Source organism: Shinella sp. Sh6, from assembly GCF_055392685.1.
Map to the genome: position 1 here is coordinate 3,155,001 of NZ_AP044005.1, position 16,402 is coordinate 3,171,402.

Annotated in this window: 12 protein-coding genes (1 of these 12 running past the window's edge); 1 reads left to right on the plus strand and 11 read right to left on the minus strand. The window is 65.5% G+C overall.

Translation table 11 applies throughout. From position 1 onward, the window contains the following. Positions 1–1,689 carry the 3' portion of a M23 family metallopeptidase gene (locus ACZ5TO_RS15115; RefSeq protein ID WP_464798687.1) on the plus strand. The gene continues 273 nt to the left of window position 1, outside the view, so 1,689 of the gene's 1,962 nt are visible here — the last part of the coding sequence; its start codon lies beyond the left edge, outside the window; it ends in the stop codon at positions 1,687–1,689. 54 nt (positions 1,690–1,743) lie between these two features. On the opposite strand, the gene clpB is transcribed toward ACZ5TO_RS15115, so the two are convergent. The 11 genes from clpB to ACZ5TO_RS15170 all read right to left on the minus strand — a co-directional run bounded on the left by clpB (position 1,744) and on the right by ACZ5TO_RS15170 (position 16,397). Further along, entirely contained in the window at positions 1,744–4,350 is a 2,607-nt protein-coding gene (gene clpB, locus ACZ5TO_RS15120) for an ATP-dependent chaperone ClpB (RefSeq protein WP_464800401.1), read from the minus strand. A gap of 216 nt (positions 4,351–4,566) precedes the next feature. Next, positions 4,567–5,232 carry a DUF4167 domain-containing protein gene (locus tag ACZ5TO_RS15125; protein WP_184145781.1) on the minus strand — a complete coding sequence of 222 codons (666 nt, stop codon included), beginning with the start codon at positions 5,230–5,232 and terminating at the stop codon, positions 4,567–4,569. A 330-nt stretch (positions 5,233–5,562) separates the two neighbouring features. Further along, positions 5,563–6,435: a peptide chain release factor N(5)-glutamine methyltransferase gene (prmC, locus tag ACZ5TO_RS15130; RefSeq protein ID WP_464798688.1), complete on the minus strand. Its 873-nt coding sequence runs from the start codon at positions 6,433–6,435 to the stop codon at positions 5,563–5,565. Next, entirely contained in the window at positions 6,432–7,514 is a 1,083-nt protein-coding gene (gene prfA, locus ACZ5TO_RS15135) for a peptide chain release factor 1 (protein ID WP_464798689.1), read from the minus strand. The genes prmC and prfA overlap by 4 nt, the downstream gene beginning before the upstream one ends. A 21-nt stretch (positions 7,515–7,535) precedes the next feature. After that, the gene (gene ptsP / locus ACZ5TO_RS15140; protein ID WP_464798690.1) at positions 7,536–9,803 is read right to left on the minus strand and encodes a phosphoenolpyruvate--protein phosphotransferase; all 2,268 of its coding nucleotides are present in this window, start codon (positions 9,801–9,803) and stop codon (positions 7,536–7,538) included. Positions 9,804–9,892: 89 nt separating this feature from the next. Further along, positions 9,893–11,167 (minus strand): aspartate kinase, encoded by a 1,275-nt coding sequence (locus ACZ5TO_RS15145; RefSeq protein WP_464798691.1) that lies wholly within the window; start codon positions 11,165–11,167, stop codon positions 9,893–9,895. Positions 11,168–11,380: 213 nt separating this feature from the next. Then, complete coding sequence (locus tag ACZ5TO_RS15150; RefSeq protein ID WP_184145786.1) at positions 11,381–13,102, minus strand: ABC transporter substrate-binding protein; 1,722 nt, start codon at positions 13,100–13,102, stop codon at positions 11,381–11,383. Positions 13,103–13,177: 75 nt separating this feature from the next. After that, positions 13,178–13,597: a DUF2160 domain-containing protein gene (locus ACZ5TO_RS15155; protein WP_184145787.1), complete on the minus strand. Its 420-nt coding sequence runs from the start codon at positions 13,595–13,597 to the stop codon at positions 13,178–13,180. Continuing rightward, on the minus strand, positions 13,597–14,442 hold the full coding sequence (locus ACZ5TO_RS15160; RefSeq protein ID WP_184145788.1) for a carbohydrate ABC transporter permease: 846 nt from the start codon (positions 14,440–14,442) through the stop codon (positions 13,597–13,599). Before ACZ5TO_RS15160 ends, ACZ5TO_RS15155 begins: the two co-directional genes overlap by 1 nt. Before the next feature lie 14 nt (positions 14,443–14,456). Then, positions 14,457–15,323 carry a carbohydrate ABC transporter permease gene (locus tag ACZ5TO_RS15165; protein WP_184145789.1) on the minus strand — a complete coding sequence of 289 codons (867 nt, stop codon included), beginning with the start codon at positions 15,321–15,323 and terminating at the stop codon, positions 14,457–14,459. A gap of 3 nt (positions 15,324–15,326) precedes the next feature. Beyond that, positions 15,327–16,397, minus strand: coding sequence for an ABC transporter ATP-binding protein (locus ACZ5TO_RS15170; RefSeq protein ID WP_464798692.1), 1,071 nt, complete (start codon positions 16,395–16,397; stop codon positions 15,327–15,329). Positions 16,398–16,402: the final 5 nt, after the last annotated feature.

The following is a 16,402-nucleotide window of genomic DNA, read 5'->3' on the forward strand; positions in this document are numbered from 1 at the left end:
GTTCTCGAGCCCGCCATCGTCGCAAAGCCGTCCGACAAGAAGATCATGGAAATCTCCACCATGATCCATGACGGCGAGAAGGAGGTCGTGCGCCGCCAGCCCTTCGCCCATGTGAAGATGGCGCTTGCCGCCAACCATGCGGCCAGCGAGGATTATCCGCGCTTCGACCCGCTCGCGATCTTCTCCACCAGCGACAAGGACGCCACGCCCGCCGTCTCGCGCATGGGCACGATCTACGGCTCGGACGTGGAATCGGAGGTAGCGCTGCAGACCGAGGCCTTCCCGACCGGCGGCTCGGCGCTCGATTATGCCGACCAGATGTCGCTGGAAGAGGTCGAGGAGAACGTGCGCACCAACGGCTCGGTGCTGACGGACGGCGACACGCAGGTCGCCTCGCTCTATTACGTCGACCCGCAGCGCTTCGCGTCCGAAGGTTCCGACATCGACCTCCTGCAGGGCCTGTCCGCCCGCATCGTCGAGGAGAACATGAGCGTGTCGACCTTCGACACGCCGACCTCGAACGATACCGAATATGCCGACGACGTGATCCCCGTGCGCCGCGGCGCCGATATCGACCAGATCATGACCGCCGCCGGCTACACCAAGGCGCAGGCCGACGACCTTGCCAACTATCTCGAAGGCGAGCTCGGCAGCCGTGAGCTTGGCGAGGGCGATGTGCTGCGCATCTGCGTTGCCCAGCAAAGCAAGGAAGCGAGCATCGTGCGGGCGAGCGTCTATACACGCGGGCGCCACGTGGTGACCGCCGCGCTCGACGACAACGGCCGCTTCGTCAGCGGCGCCGAGCCGCCGCCGCTCGATGCCGTCGCCACGGCCTTCGACGACGACGACCGGCCGACGATCCTTGCCGGGCGCGACCTGCCGCGCGTCTATGACGGCATCTACCGCGCCGCGCTTTCCTACGGCATGGGCCAGGACATGACGGCGGAGATCATCCGCATCCTCGCCAGCAACGTGGATTTCCAGGCGCAACTGCGCCCGACGGATTCGCTGGAGGCCTTCTTCTCCGTCAGCGACCAGAACGGCATGGCGACGGCCGATTCGGAGATCCTCTTCCTCGACGCCAAGTTCGGCGACACGGAAACCCGCGTCTACCGCTTCCAGAACCCGGACGACGATTCCGTCGACTACTATGACGAGGACGGCAAGAGCATCCGCCAGTTCCTGCTGCGCAACCCGGTCCCCAACGGCGTCTTCCGCTCCGGCTTCGGCATGCGCCGCCACCCGATCCTCGGCTTCTCGCGCATGCATACCGGCGTCGACTGGGCCGCACCCCGCGGCACGCCGATCATCGCCGCCGGCAACGGCGTCGTCGAGAAGGCGGGCTGGGATTCGGGCGGCTACGGCAACCAGACGCTGATCCGCCATGCCAACGGCTACGTCTCCTCCTACAACCACCAGAGCGCCATCGCCAAGGGCATCAAGCCGGGCGTCAAGGTGCGGCAGGGCCAGGTGATCGGCTTCGTCGGCACGACCGGCCTTTCGACCGGCCCGCACCTGCACTATGAGCTGATCGTCAACGGCAACAAAGTGGATGCGCTGAAAATTCGCCTGCCCGGCGGCAAGTCGCTGGAAGGCAAGGCCCTCGCCCAGTTCGAGACCGAGCGCAAGCGCATCGACGACCTGCTCGGCCATGACGAGGACCAGACCGAGGTGGCGGAAACCCGCTGACGAAAAAGGCGCGGGGACCGGCCCCGCGCCTCATTCTTTCACCGATGACCGATCTCAGGCGGCCTTGCTGACCGACGCATTGCGCGCCGTGAACAGCAGCCGGTCGGAACCAGCCGTCACCTTGACGATCGAGCCGTCCGGGATCTCGCCGGCGAGGATCTTCTCGGCCAGCGGATCCTGAAGGTGCTTCTGGATCGCCCGCTTCAGGGGACGCGCACCGTAGACCGGGTCGTAGCCCTTCTCGGCCAGCCAGTGCACGGCCTCCTCGTCGAGATCGAGGACGATCTTGCGATCTGCCAGAAGCGCACGCAGGCGTTCCAGCTGGATGTCGACGATCGCGCCCATTTCCGACCGCTTGAGGCGGTGGAACAGGATGATGTCGTCCACCCGGTTGAGGAACTCCGGCCGGAAGAAGGTCTTCACCACCTCCATGACCTGGTCGCGGGCGCTTTCGCTGTCCTCGTTCTCGCCGAGCGCCGTCAGGTATTCGGCGCCGAGGTTCGAGGTCATGATGATCATCGTGTTGCGAAAGTCGACGGTGCGGCCCTGGCCATCGGTCAGGCGGCCGTCGTCGAGGACCTGCAGGAGCACGTTGAAGACATCCGGATGCGCCTTCTCGATCTCGTCGAACAGCACGACCTGGTAGGGCCGGCGGCGGACGGATTCGGTGAGCGCACCGCCTTCCTCATAGCCGACATAGCCGGGAGGCGCACCGATCAGCCGGGCCACGGAGTGCTTCTCCATGTATTCCGACATGTCCATGCGCTGGATCGCCGTCTCGTCGTCGAAGAGGAAGCGGGCGAGCGCCTTGGTCAGCTCCGTCTTGCCGACGCCCGTCGGCCCGAGGAAGATGAACGAGCCGATCGGCCGGTTCGGGTCCTGAAGGCCGGCGCGCGAGCGGCGGACGGCGCGGGAGACGGCCTGCACGGCGTCGCCCTGGCCGACGACCCACTTGGCGAGCTCGTCTTCCATCCTCAGCAGCTTGTCGCGCTCGCCTTCCAGCATCTTGTCGACCGGAATGCCGGTCCAGCGGGAGACGACCTGCGCGATGTTGTCGGCGGTCACAACCTCCTGCACCATCGGGTCCACGTCGCTCGCATCGCGGCCTTCGGCGTCCTCCAGCTCCTTTTCGAGCCTGGGGATGATGCCGTAGGCAAGCTCGCCGGCACGCTGGAACTCACCCTTGCGCTGGGCGATGGCAAGCTCGTTGCGCAACTCGTCGAGCTGGCGCTTCAGGTCCGCGGCGCGGCCGAGCTTGGACTTTTCCGCCTGCCAGCGCGCAGTGAGCGCAGAGGCTTCCTCTTCCAGCGCGGCAAGGTCGATCTCGAGCTTTTCGAGCCGGTCCTGCGAGGAGCGGTCGGTTTCCTTCTTCAGGGCCTCGCGCTCGATCTTGAGCTGGATGATGCGGCGGTCGAGCTCGTCGAGCTCCTCCGGCTTGGAATCGACCTGCATGCGCAGCCGCGAGGCGGCTTCGTCCATCAGGTCGATGGCCTTGTCCGGCAGGAAGCGATCCGTGATGTAGCGGTTGGAGAGCGTGGCGGCGGCAACGAGGGCCGAGTCGGAGATCCGGACCTTGTGATGCTGCTCGTACTTCTCCTTCAGGCCGCGCAGGATCGAGATCGTGTCCTCGACGGTCGGCTCGTCCACCATGACGGGCTGGAACCTTCGTGCGAGGGCGGCGTCCTTCTCGACGTGCTTGCGGTACTCGTCGAGCGTGGTCGCGCCGACGCAGTGCAGCTCGCCGCGGGCAAGCGCGGGCTTCAGCAGGTTCGAGGCGTCCATCGCCCCTTCCGCCTTGCCGGCGCCGACCAGCGTGTGCATCTCGTCGATGAAGAGGATGATCTCGCCGTCTTCCGCTTGCACTTCGGCAAGGACGGCCTTCAGGCGTTCCTCGAACTCGCCGCGATACTTCGCACCGGCGATCAGCGCGCCCATGTCGAGCGCCATCAGCTTCTTGTCCTTCAGGCTCTCCGGCACGTCGCCGTTGACGATGCGCAGCGCAAGGCCCTCGGCGATGGCGGTCTTGCCGACGCCGGGCTCGCCGATGAGGACGGGATTGTTCTTCGTGCGGCGCGAGAGGACCTGGATCGTGCGGCGAATCTCGTCGTCGCGGCCGATCACCGGGTCGAGGCGGCCTTCGCGCGCATCGGCGGTGAGGTCGCGGGCGAACTTCTTCAGCGAATCGAAGCCCTGTTCCGCGCTCGCCGTATCGGCGGTGCGGCCCTTGCGGATATCGTTGATGACCTGGTTGATCGCCGTCGGCGTCACGCCGGCCTTGGCGAGGATATCGGCGGTCGCGGCGGATTTCTCGATGGCGAGCGCCAGCAGCAGCCGTTCGACGGTGACGAAGCTGTCACCGGCCTTCTTGGCGGCTTCCTCGGCGGTCGAGAAGACCTTGGCGAGCGGCTGGGAAAGATAGACCTGGCCGTTGCCGCCGGTCACTTTCGGCAGCTTGGCAAGGGCGGCGTCGTTGGCGATCCGCGCTTCGCGCGCATTGCCGCCGGCCCGCTCGATCAGCGATGCGGCCATGCCCTGCTCGTCGTCGAGCAGCATTTTCAGGACGTGCTCGGGCGTGAACTGCGGGTTGCCGTCGGCAAGCGCCTTGGTCTGGGCGGATTGCAGGAAGCCGCGCACGCGCTCGGAGTATTTTTCGATATTCATCATCTGCCTCCATAACTCGGCCGGCCCTTCGAGGCACCGACCGACGATTCAGGATAGGGCTCCCGTCAAGGCAAGCCCTTCGCTGGAGGATATGGTGGAGGCCCGCGCCAAATTAAAGGGAGGCGCCTGCCCGCTCCGGCGGATTTTTTGGAGCCGGACTGCACAAACGCAAGAACCCGGCACAAGGCCGGGTTCCCGATGGAATGGAAGCAAAGCTTACTCGGAAGCGGCTTCGAGCGCCGGAGCGTCGTCGCCGGCCGGCTGGCCGTCCTCGCCCCCGGCCTGGCCTTCGCCGCGGCGCGGGCGGCGCGGACGGGCGGCATTGCGGCGGCGCGGCTGGCGGCCGGCGGCCGGAGCGGCGCCTTCCTCTTCGAGAGCGACTTCCGCCGGCGTGCCTTCGATCACCGGCTGCGGGCCGGAGCCGTCGACCACGGTCCGCTCGGCGGCCGGAGCCGGAGCGGGCGCCGCAGCGGCGGGCGCCGGGTGATCCTCGACGGGCGTCGAATCGATCTCGTCGTCCCGGTCGTAGCCGTCGCGATCATTGAAGTCGTGCCGGTCGGCATTGTCGGAGCGCTCGTCACGCGGGAAGCGGTCCTGCATCTGCGCCTGCGCGGCGGCAATGATGCGGTTGTAGTGCTCTGCGTGCTGCAGGTAGTTTTCCGCCATGACGCGGTCGCCGGCGCTTTGTGCGTCGCGGGCAAGCGCAGAATATTTCTCGGCGATGTGCTGGGCCGTGCCCCTGATCTTCACGTCCGGACCCGAGCTGTCGTAGGTCCTCGTCAGGGGATTGCCGCCCTTGCGGTGGTTGTTGTTGCTATTGTTGTTATTATTATTGTTGTTGTTACGCCCGCGGCCGCGCTTGTTTTGCTGTCCTGGCCTCATATGTCACTCACCTAACGTATCCATGTATCGATGATTCGTGTCTTCGCGCCTGATCGGGACACGCCAGATCAAGCATCCTTACCCGCGGGCGAACCACGTCGGTCGGTGGTCCTGTCGCCGTAAGACGTCAAATTAACAGGTACCCGCACAGGGCAGTCTTCAACCCTAGCAACTCTTCGAGAGAGCAATCCTCGCGATCGGGTCATGCGGAGCAAATCGCCGTGCCATGACCTCTTGCCCGGTGCGTGGCCGCAACCTAGCCCGCTTCCTTCACAATTCCAAGCCTTTTCTTTGCAGTCGCGGAAATTGCTGCGCTCATGCAGCAATATCTCAAGCAACCGCCGGTTTCGAAAAGACGAGGACACGGTCGTTGCCACCGAAATCCTTCACCGCTTCAAGGCGCACGAAACCCTTTTCGTGCATGAGCGCAGTGACGCTTTCCTTCTGGTCATAACCGATTTCGTAAGCCACAAGGCCGTTTTCCCGAAGATGGTCGCCCGCCCCGGCCGCGATGGTGCGATAGGCATCGAGCCCGTCTTCACCGCCGTCCAGTGCCAGGACCGGATCGTAGAGCCGGACATCCTCGTCCAGCATTCCGACCACGGAGCGGACGATATAGGGCGGATTTGACACGATGATGTCGAAAGCCCCGGTCACGGCTGAAAACCAGTCGCTCTCGACCGTCTCGAAGCGGTCGGCGACACCGTTGATATCGGCATTGCGCCGCGCCGTTTCAAGGGCGCCCGGCGAAAGATCGGCGCCCACGCCCGTCGCGCCGGGCACGAGATCGAGGAGCGCAAGGCAGATCGCCCCCGTGCCCGTGCCGAGATCGAGGATGCGGCAGCTCCCCTTCTCCGCCACCATCCGCCGCGCAGGGGGCACGAGCGTATCGACGAGGATTTCCGTATCCGGCCGCGGCTCCAGCGTCTCGGGCGACAAGAGAAGATCGAGCCGGGAAAAGGCCCGCCGGCCGAGGATGCGATGCACCGGCTCGCGCGCCGCGCGCCGGGCAAGCGCCGCCTCGATCACAAAGACCTCGCCGTCCTCCAGCATGCGGGCGCCGTCCGTCACGAAGGCGGTGGAGGAAAGGTCGAGAATGCCGCCAACCAGCGCCCGCGCATCCTGCGCCGCCTCGGCTATGCCCGCTTCGGAAAGCCTGCGCCGCGCGTCGGCCAGCATTCCGGCAAGCGTCACGCCGCTCATCGGCCCTGTTCGCCAAGCTGCGCGAGAAGGCCTGCCTGGTAGTCGGCGAGCAGCGCGTCCACCACCTCGTCGATCTCGCCCACCATCATCCGGTCGAGCTTGTAGAGCGTCAGGTTGATGCGGTGGTCCGTCACGCGGCCCTGCGGGAAATTGTAGGTGCGGATACGCTCGGAGCGGTCGCCGGAGCCGACCTGGCTCCTGCGGTCGGCCGAGCGCTCGCTGTCGGCGCGCTGGCGCTCCATGTCGTAGAGCCGCGAGCGCAGGATCTGCATGGCCTTGGCGCGGTTCTGGTGCTGCGACTTCTCCGAGCTCGTCACGACGAGGCCGGTCGGAAGATGCGTGATGCGCACGGCCGAATCGGTCGTGTTGACGTGCTGGCCGCCGGCGCCCGACGAGCGCATCGTGTCGATGCGGATGTCCTCGGGGCGGATCTCGATATCGATCTCCTCGGCTTCCGGCAGCACGGCGACGGTCGCGGCCGAGGTGTGGATGCGCCCGCTCGCCTCCGTCTCCGGCACCCGCTGGACCCGGTGCACGCCCGATTCGAACTTCAACTTGGCGAAGACGCCGCGCCCGGTGATGGTCGCGATGATTTCCTTGTAGCCGCCGGCCTCGCCTTCGCTCGACGAGATGACCTCGACCTTCCAGCCATGGGCGGCGGCATAGCGCTCGTACATGCGGAAGAGGTCGCCGGCAAAGAGCGCGGCTTCCGAGCCGCCCGTGCCGGCGCGGATTTCGAGGATCGCGCTCTTCTCGTCCGCCGCATCCTTCGGCAGGAGAAGGATCTGCATCTCCTTCTCGAGGCCTTCGAGGCGCTCCTTGAGCTCCGGCAGCTCCATCTCGGCGAGGTCCCGCATCTCGCGGTCCGTCGTCTTGTCGGCAAGCAGCGCTTCGAGGTCGGCGATCTCGCCCCTCACCTTCTCGTATTCGCGCACCTTCGTGACGACCGGCTGGAGCTCGGAATATTCCGAGGCGAGGCGCACATAGGTCTCCGAATCCGGGCCCGCCGACATGCGGGCCTCGATCTCGCCGAAACGGCGTTCGAGTTCGCGCATCTTTTCAACGGGAAGCGTGGCCACCGTTCGACTCCAATCAGATCGTTAAAGCGGAATGCCGTTCTCGGCCGCAAAGTCCGTCAGGATCTGGCGGATCGAGACGGTGGGCTTCGTGTCGTCGAGCGCCGGCGTCAGCACGGCCTCCAGCCTGCCTGCATCGAGCGACAGCAGCATCGACTTCACGGGGCCGAGCGCCGTCGGCGACATCGACACGGAGCGGAAGCCGATGCCGAGCAGCGCCATGGCCGAGATCGGCTTGCTCGCCATCTCCCCGCAGAGCGTGACCGAGGTGTCGTTGCGGACCCCGGCCCTGACGATATCGCGCAGGATGCGCAGGAACGGCCTGCCGAGCGTGTCGAAACGGTCGGAAACGCGGGCATTGCCCCGGTCGACCGCCATGGCGAACTGGAAGAGGTCGTTCGAGCCGACCGAGACGAAATCCACCTCGGCCATCAGCTCGTCGAGCTGCCAGAGCAGCGCCGGCACTTCGAGCATGGCGCCGAACTGCAGCTTCTTCGGCAATTGCTCGCCGAGCTTCGACTGGCGCTGGATTTCCTTCTGCAGAAGGTGGCGGACCTCCTTCAGCTCCGAAACCTCCGTCACCATGGGCAGCATCAGCCGGAGATCGGCGCCCGCCGCCGCGCGCAGCATGGCGCGAAGCTGGGTGCGCAGAAGGCCCGGCCGGTCGAGCGACAGGCGGATGGCGCGCCAGCCGAGGGCAGGGTTCTCCTCCTCGGCCGCGCGGAAATAGGGCACGACCTTGTCCCCGCCGATGTCGAGCGTGCGGAAGGTCACGGGGCGTCCGCCCGCATGCTTCAGGACGTTGCGGTAGAAATCTTCCTGCTCCTCCGCCTTCGGCATGGTCGAGGCGATCATGAACTGGAGCTCGGTGCGGAAGAGGCCGATGCCGGAGGCGCCCGATTCGTTGAGATGCGGCAGGTCGACGAGGAGGCCGGCATTCATCTGCAGATTGATCGCCCGGCCGTCCTTCGTCACCGGCTCGACGGCGCGCAAGGCCCGGTACTGCTCCTGCCGGCGGGCGCGGAAGCGCACCTTCTCCTCGTAGGAGCGCTGGAGGTCCGGCATCGGGCGCAGATGCACCTTCGCATCGTCGCCGTCGATGATGATCGGGTCGCCGTTTTCCGCCAGCGCCACCGCACCGACCGCCTGGCCGACCACGGGAATGCCCATGGCGCGCGCGACGATGACGACATGGCTGGTGACGGCGCCCTCTTCGAGCACGAGGCCGCGCACGTTCTGGCGCGGATAGTCGAGCAGCTCGGCCGCACCCATGGCGCGCGCGACGACGATGGCGTCGTTCGGGAAGCTGCTGGCCGAGAGTTTCGCGCCATAGCCGGTAAGCTGGCGCAGGAGACGGTTCGCAAGATCGTCGAAATCGTGCATGCGCTCGCGCAGATAGGGGTCCATCAGGCGGATCATCCGCGCCTTGGTCTCGCTCTGCACGCGCTCGACGGCGGCCTCCGCCGTCAGGCCGTTGCGGATCGCCTCTTCGAGCTTCCTCACCCAGCCGCGGTCATGGGCGAACATGCGGTAGGTCTCCAGCACCTCGCGGTGCTCGCCCTCCATCGACACCTCGCGGCGCGACAGCATGTCGTCGATGGAGATGCGTAGCGAGCCGAGCGCCTCGGCAAGCCGGCCGAGCTCGTGCTCGGAATCCTCGTTGAGCAGGTTGGTGACGACGATGCGCGGCTCGTGCAGCACGACATAGCCGAGGCCGATGCCCTCGCCGAAGCTCGCCCCCTCGATGGCGACGGGGCGGGAAAGGTCGAGCTCGAGGCCGGGCCTTGTGAGCTTCTTCAGCTCGCCGGTCGCCACCATTTCCGCAATCACCATCGCCGTCGTCTCGAGCGCCTCCACCTCGTCTTCGCGGTAGGTGCGGCTCGCCTTGTTCTGCACGACAAGCACGCCGAGCGCCCTGCCGGTGCGCAAGATAGGAACGCCGAGGAAGGAGTGGTAGATCTCCTCGCCCGTTTCCGGCAGATAGGTGAAGGCGGGATGCGACTGGGCGTCGGAAAGGTTGAGCGGCCGGGCGGAGGCCGCGATCGTGCCGACGAGGCCCTGGCCCATCTTGAGCTGGGCAAGGTGGACGGCGCTCGGATTGAGACCTTCGGTCGCGTAGAGCTCGAGGACGCCGTCGGAGCGCAGCACGTAGACGGAACACACTTCCGCGACCATGTTCTGCGCGATCTGGCGCACGATCTGGTCCAGGCGTTCCTGCGGCTCCAGCGGCTCCGCCATGAGTTCGCGCAGCCGCTTGAGAAGAACGCGCGGGCCCGCGGAGAGGTCTCTCATCGCGTGGCGTCTCCCGAAAATGACGTTACCCCACACCGGCGCGCGCCGCGCCGGCGATCCCCATGGATCGGCGCCGAGTCGGCCGGTCCTTACTTCTTATCGAGACCGTAGACGGAATGCAAAGTCCGAACGGCGAGTTCGGCATAGGGGCCGTCGATCAGGATGGAAATCTTGATTTCCGAGGTGGTGATCGCCTTGATGTTGATGCCCTTGTCGGCAAGCGCGCGGAAGGCCGAGGCGGCGACGCCCGCGTGGCTGCGCATGCCGATGCCGATGACGGAGACCTTGACGAGGCCCGTCTCGTGCTGGATCACGTCGAAGCCGACCTGTCCCTTGGCGCCTTCCAGCACCTTCAGCGCCTTCTCGACGTCGCCGAAGGGAACCGTGAAGGTCATGTCGGTCTTCGAGCCGTCCTCGGAGATGTTCTGGACGATCATGTCGACATTGATATGGGCCTCGGCCAGCGGGCCGAAGATCGCGGCCGAAACGCCCGGCCGGTCGGCGACGCGGCGGAGCGAGATCTGCGCTTCATCCTTGGCATAGGCGATGCCGGTTACGACTTCCTGTTCCACGATCTCATCCTCATCACAAATCAGCGTACCGGGCGGGTTCAGAAGATCGCCCATGCCCGGCGCATCGGGATCCTCGAAAGACGAGCGGACGAAGGTGCGCACCTTGTGCACCATGGCAAGCTCCACCGAGCGAACCTGCAGCACCTTGGCGCCGAGCGAGGCCATTTCGAGCATTTCCTCGAAGGCGATCTTCTTCAGGCGCCGGGCCTTCGGCTCGATGCGCGGATCGGTCGTATAGACGCCGTCGACATCGGTATAGATGTCGCAGCGATCCGCCTTGACGGCGGCGGCGATGGCGACGGCGGAGGTATCCGAACCGCCGCGGCCGAGCGTGGCGACACGGTTGTCCGGGCCGAGGCCCTGGAAGCCGGCGACGACGGCGACCTGGCCCTCGCCCATGCGGCGCACGATCTCCTCGCCCTCGATTTCGAGGATACGGGCGGCGCCGTGCGCGTTGTCGGTGCGGATCGGGATCTGCCAGCCCTGCCAGGAGCGGGCGTTGACGTCCATCGACTGGAGCGCGATGGCGAGAAGGCCGGCGGTGACGAGTTCACCCGAGGCGACGATGGCGTCGTATTCGCGCGCGTCGTAGAAGGGCGAGCTGGCGCCCGTCACCTTCGGCATGTTCTGCACCCAGGCGACGAGCTCGTTCGTCTTGCCGGACATGGCCGACACGACGACGGCGACCTCGTGGCCGGCATCGACCTCGCGTTTCACATGGCGGGCCACATTGTGGATACGGTCGAGGTCGGCGACGGACGTTCCGCCGAATTTCATCACGATGCGTGCCATGGGTGTACCGCTGTTTTCGATGTTCGCGCGAGCGCGCGGGGAAACCGCGGGGTTCTTAGCGGAAGACCCCGCGCTGTGCAATGCATGGAATCGGGCAAATGGCCGCGGCGCGGAAACGAAAAGACCCGCGCTCCTTGCGGGGCGCGGGCAAAGGGGATCGGATTTCAAAATCGGCCGCGGGCGGCAAAGGCCGCCCGCGGCCCTGTCAGCTTCTTACTTCTGCCAGCTCTTGACCAGTTCGTCGTAGTTGACGGTGACCGGCTTTTCCTTCTCGTTCTCGATCTTGAGCTGCGGAGCGAGGTTGCCCTTGGAAACGGCATCCTTGTTCCAGTACTCGAGATCGTGCTCCTCGGCGAGCTTCGGGCCCATGTCGCCCTGAACGCCGGCGCGTTCGAGGCGGCTCAGCACCTTCTCCTGCTCCGCGCACAGCGAATCCATGGCTTCCTGCGCCGTCTTGGCGCCGGAAGCGGCATCGCCGATCGCCTGCCACCAGAGCTGGGCGAGTTTCGGATAGTCCGGGATGTTCGTGCCGGTCGGCGACCACTGCAGGCGGGCCGGCGAACGGTAGAACTCGATCAGGCCGCCGAGCTTGGGCGCGCGGTCGGTGAACGACTGGTGGTCGAGCGTCGACTGGCGGATGAAGGTGAGGCCGACATGGCTCTTCTTCACGTCGACGGTCTTGGAGGTCACGAACTGCGCGTAGAGCCAAGCGGCCTTGGCACGGTCGTCAGGAGTGGACTTCATCAGCGTCCAGGAGCCGGCGTCCTGGTAGCCGAGCTTCATGCCGTCCTTCCAGTAGACGCCATGCGGGGACGGGGCGAAGCGCCACTTCGGCGTGCCGTCGGCATTCACCACCGGCAGGCCTTCCTTCACGAAATCGGCGGTGAACGCCGTATAGGTGAACATCTGCTGCGCGATCTCGCCCTGCGAGGGGACGGGACCGGATTCGGAGAAGTTCATGCCGCCTGCCGACGGCGGGGCATAGGCCTTGATCCAGTCGAGATACTTCTGGATGGCATAGACCGAGGCCGGGCCGTTGGTGTCGCCGCCGCGCGCGACGCACGAGCCGACCGGACGCGAGTTCTCGTCGACCTTGATGCCCCATTCGTCGACCGGCAGGCCATTCGGGATGCCCTTGTCGCCGTTGCCGGCCATCGACAGCCACGCATCGGTGAAGCGCCAGCCGAGCGAGGGGTCCTTCTTGCCGTAGTCCATGTGGCCGAAGACCTTCTTGCCGTCGATCTCGCGGCCGGTGAAGAATTCGGCGATGTCCTCATAGGCCGACCAGTTGACCGGCACGCCGAGGTCGTAGCCGTACTTCGCCTTGAAGTCGGCCTTGTTCTTCTCGTCGTTGAACCAGTCGTAGCGGAACCAGTAGAGGTTCGCGAACTGCTGGTCGGGAAGCTGGTAGAGCTTGCCGTCCGGCGCGGTCGTGAACGATTTGCCGATGAAGTCGTCGATGTCGAGGTTCGGGTTGGTGACGTCCTTGCCTTCGTTGGCCATGAAGTCGGTCAGCGCGCGGGCCTGCTGGTAGCGCCAGTGGGTGCCGATCAGGTCCGAGTCGTTGACATAGGCGTCGTAGATGTTCTCGCCCGACTGCATCTGCGTCTGCAGCTTCTCGATCACATCGCCCTCGCCGATGAGGTCGTGCGTGATCTTGATGCCGGTGATCGCGGTGAAGGCGGGCGCCAGCACCTTCGATTCGTATTCATGCGTGGTCAGCGTTTCGGAGACGACCTTGATGTCCATGCCGGCGAACGGCTTGGCGGCGTCGACGAACCACTGCATTTCCTTTTCCTGGTCGGCACGCGAGAGCGACGACAGGTCGCCGATTTCCGAATCCAGGAACTTCTTTGCGGCATCCATGTCCGCGAATGCGGAGCCGGTAAACGCCAGCAGCATGACTGCCGTCGTCATCAGAAGTTGCTTTCGCATTTTGTCCTCCCTTAAGGTTTTGCGATTGCAAGTGCGAAGGCCCCTATGTCTCCCCGGGGCCTCCGTTCGATTGCCCTAGACGAAGCGGAATACGCCGATGGCGTAGACCACGGACAGGGCAAGAGCCCACCACAGGTTGGGACCGACGAGGCCCAGCCATGCGAGTTGGATGAATGCGGAACCGAGCAGCGACACGAAGAGCCGGTCGCCGCGGGTCGTCTCGAAGCGCAGGATGCCGACGCGCGGGGCGCCACCCGGCCGGGCATATTCCCACACCGCCATCAGCGCGATGAGAAGGAAGATCGTCAGGAAGAACATGGCGGTCGGGAACGACCAGGCCATCCATCCCCCCGGGATGAGCGTGGCGAACCAGTCGCGCGCGCCGTCCTTGACGGGCAGCGCCATGACGAGCAGGACGACGGCGGCGGCGTAGATCGCCAGCACGGCGGCGAGCGCCACGGGCCAGCGGGTGTTGCGGTTGGCGACGGCGGCCATCAGACCCTCCCCAGGGCGAAGCCCTTGGCGATGTAGTTGCGGACGAAGTAGATCACGAGCGCGCCGGGAATGATGGTGAGCACCCCGGCGGCGGCGAGCACGCCCCAGTCCATGCCCGAGGCCGAGACCGTGCGCGTCATCGTGGCGGCGATGGGCTTGGCGTCCGTCGTCGTCAGCGTGCGGGCGATCAGGAGCTCGACCCAGGAGAACATGAAGCAGAAGAAGGCGGCCACCCCGATGCCCGAGGCGATCAGCGGCACGAAGATCTTCGTGAAGAAGCGCGGGAACGAATAGCCGTCGATATAGGCCGTCTCGTCGATCTCCTTCGGCACGCCCGACATGAAGCCTTCGAGGATCCACACCGCCAGCGGCACGTTGAACAGGCAGTGCGCGATGGCGACGGCGATGTGCGTGTCGATGAGGCCGAAAGCCGAATAGAGCTGGAAGAAGGGCAGCGCGAAGACGGCCGGCGGCGCCATGCGGTTGGTGAGCAGCCAGAAGAACAGGTGCTTGTCGCCGAGGAAGCGGTAGCGCGAGAAGGCATAGGCCGCCGGCAGCGCCGCGGAGACCGAGATGACCGTGTTCAGCACCACGTAGATGATCGAGTTGATATAGCCGGAATACCAGGCCGGATCGGTGAAGATGACGGCGTAGTTGTGCAGCGTCGGCTGGCGCGGCCAGAGCGTGAAGGCTCCGGTGATCTCCGTGTTCTCCTTGAAGCTCATGTTCACGAGCCAGTAGATCGGCAGCATCAGGAAGACGATGTAGAGCGTCGGCACGATCCAGGAGAGGTTGCGTTTCGCACCCGGCTGGACGGTGTTTGCGGTGATTGCCTGTGAGGTCATGGGTCTCTCCTCCCTCACGCCTGGTCGTCGCTGCTGGTCATGACCGTGTAGAAGATCCACGACAGCAGCAGGATGATCAGGAAGTAGATGATGGACATGGCCGCGGCCGGGCCGAGGTCGAACTGGCCGATCGCCATCTTGACGAGGTCGATCGAAAGGAACGTGGTCGAGTTGCCGGGGCCGCCGCCGGTGACGACGAAGGGCTCGGTGTAGATCATGAAGCTGTCCATGAAGCGCAGGAGGAAGGCGATGAGCAGCACGCGCTTCATCTTCGGCAACTGGATGTAGCGAAACACGGCCCAGCGCGAGGCGCCATCGATCTTGGCGGCCTGGTAGTAAGCCTCCGGGATCGAGACGAGGCCGGCATAGCACAGCAGCACGACGAGGCTCGTCCAGTGCCAGACGTCCATGACGATCAGCGTCACCCAGGCGTCGAACACGTCGTTGACGTAGTTGTAGTCGAAGCCGATGCCGTCGAGCACGCGGCCGAGCAGGCCGATGTCGACGCGGCCGAAGACCTGCCAGATCGTGCCGACGACGTTCCACGGAATGAGCAGCGGCAGCGCCATCAGCACGAGGCAGACCGGCACGCCGAGGCCCTTCTTGGGCATGTTGAGCGCGATCAGGATGCCGAGCGGGATTTCCAGGGCGAGGATGATGGCGGAGAACAGGAGGTTGCGTCCGAGCGCCTCCCAGAATCGGTCGGAGGCGAGCACCTGGGCGAACCAGTCGGTGCCGGCCCAGAAGAAGGCGTTGTTGCCGAAGGTGTCCTGCACCGAATAGTTCACCACCGTCATCAGCGGGATCACCGCCGAGAAGGCGACGAGCAGCAGCACCGGCAGGACCATGAACCAGGCCTTGTTGTTCCAGGTCTTGTTCATCGGTCAGCCCTCCCTGCCGACACGCCAGCTATCGGCGTAGATGTTGATGGCGGCGGGATCGAAGGTCACGCGCGAATCGGCGGGGATTTCGCCATCCTCCGGCACGACGATGGCGATCGGCTTGCCGGCAAATTCCGCGCGCACGATCTTCTGGCGGCCGATATCCTCGACCTTACCGATCGAGACGGGCATGCCCTCGCGCGACAGCGTGATGAATTCCGGGCGGATGCCGAGCTCGGTCTTCGCGCCGGCGGAAACCGCGGGCGCGTAGTCGAGCGTGATCGTCTCCTCGCCGACCCTGACGGCGCTGCCGTCGATTGCGGCCGGCAGCACGTTCATGCCCGGCGAGCCGATGAAATAGCCGACGAAGGTGTGGCTCGGCTTCTCGAAGAGCTCGGCGGGCGTGCCGATCTGCACGATCTGGCCGTCGTACATGACGACGACCTTGTCGGCGAAGGTCAGCGCCTCGGTCTGGTCGTGCGTGACATAGACCATGGTGAAGCCGAACTGGCGGTGCAGCTTCTTGAGCTGCGAGCGCAGCACCCATTTCATGTGCGGGTCGATGACGGTCAGCGGCTCGTCGAAGAGGATCGCGTTGACGTCGCTGCGAACGAGGCCGCGGCCGAGCGAGATCTTCTGCTTCTGGTCGGCGGTGAGCCCGCGCGCCGTCTTCTTCGCCCAGCCGGCAAGGTCGATCATTTCCAAAATCTCGCGCACGCGGCGGTCGACTTCGGGCTCGGCCACCCCGCGGTTGCGCAGCGGGAAGGCGAGATTGTCGTAGACCGTCATCGTGTCGTAGATGACCGGGAACTGGAAGACCTGCGCGATGTTGCGCTCCTGCGTCGACAGGTAGGTCACGTCCTTGCCGTCGAACAGGATGCGGCCTTCCGACGGCTGCAGGAGGCCCGAGATGATGTTGAGCAGCGTGGTCTTGCCGCAGCCGGACGGGCCGAGCAGCGCATAGGCGCCGCCGTCGTTCCATTCGTGATGGACTTCCTTCAGCGCGTAGTCGGCTTCCGACTTCGGCTTTTCGCCGTAGGCGTGGCGGATATGGTCGAGATTGATGCGTGCCATGGTCC

What these genes read in the sequence shown, in the direction of transcription:
- clpB (WP_464800401.1), bottom strand. Translation starts at nt 4,350, where the DNA reads ATGAATATCGAAAAATACTCCGAGCGCGTGCGCGGCTTCCTGCAATCC.
- ACZ5TO_RS15125 (WP_184145781.1), bottom strand. Translation starts at nt 5,232, where the DNA reads ATGAGGCCAGGACAGCAAAACAAGCGCGGCCGCGGGCGTAACAACAAC.
- prmC (WP_464798688.1), bottom strand. Translation starts at nt 6,435, where the DNA reads ATGAGCGGCGTGACGCTTGCCGGAATGCTGGCCGACGCGCGGCGCAGG.
- ptsP (WP_464798690.1), bottom strand. Translation starts at nt 9,803, where the DNA reads ATGAGAGACCTCTCCGCGGGCCCGCGCGTTCTTCTCAAGCGGCTGCGC.
- ACZ5TO_RS15145 (WP_464798691.1), bottom strand. Translation starts at nt 11,167, where the DNA reads ATGGCACGCATCGTGATGAAATTCGGCGGAACGTCCGTCGCCGACCTC.
- ACZ5TO_RS15150 (WP_184145786.1), bottom strand. Translation starts at nt 13,102, where the DNA reads ATGCGAAAGCAACTTCTGATGACGACGGCAGTCATGCTGCTGGCGTTT.
- ACZ5TO_RS15155 (WP_184145787.1), bottom strand. Translation starts at nt 13,597, where the DNA reads ATGGCCGCCGTCGCCAACCGCAACACCCGCTGGCCCGTGGCGCTCGCC.
- ACZ5TO_RS15160 (WP_184145788.1), bottom strand. Translation starts at nt 14,442, where the DNA reads ATGACCTCACAGGCAATCACCGCAAACACCGTCCAGCCGGGTGCGAAA.
- ACZ5TO_RS15165 (WP_184145789.1), bottom strand. Translation starts at nt 15,323, where the DNA reads ATGAACAAGACCTGGAACAACAAGGCCTGGTTCATGGTCCTGCCGGTG.
- ACZ5TO_RS15170 (WP_464798692.1), bottom strand. Translation starts at nt 16,397, where the DNA reads ATGGCACGCATCAATCTCGACCATATCCGCCACGCCTACGGCGAAAAG.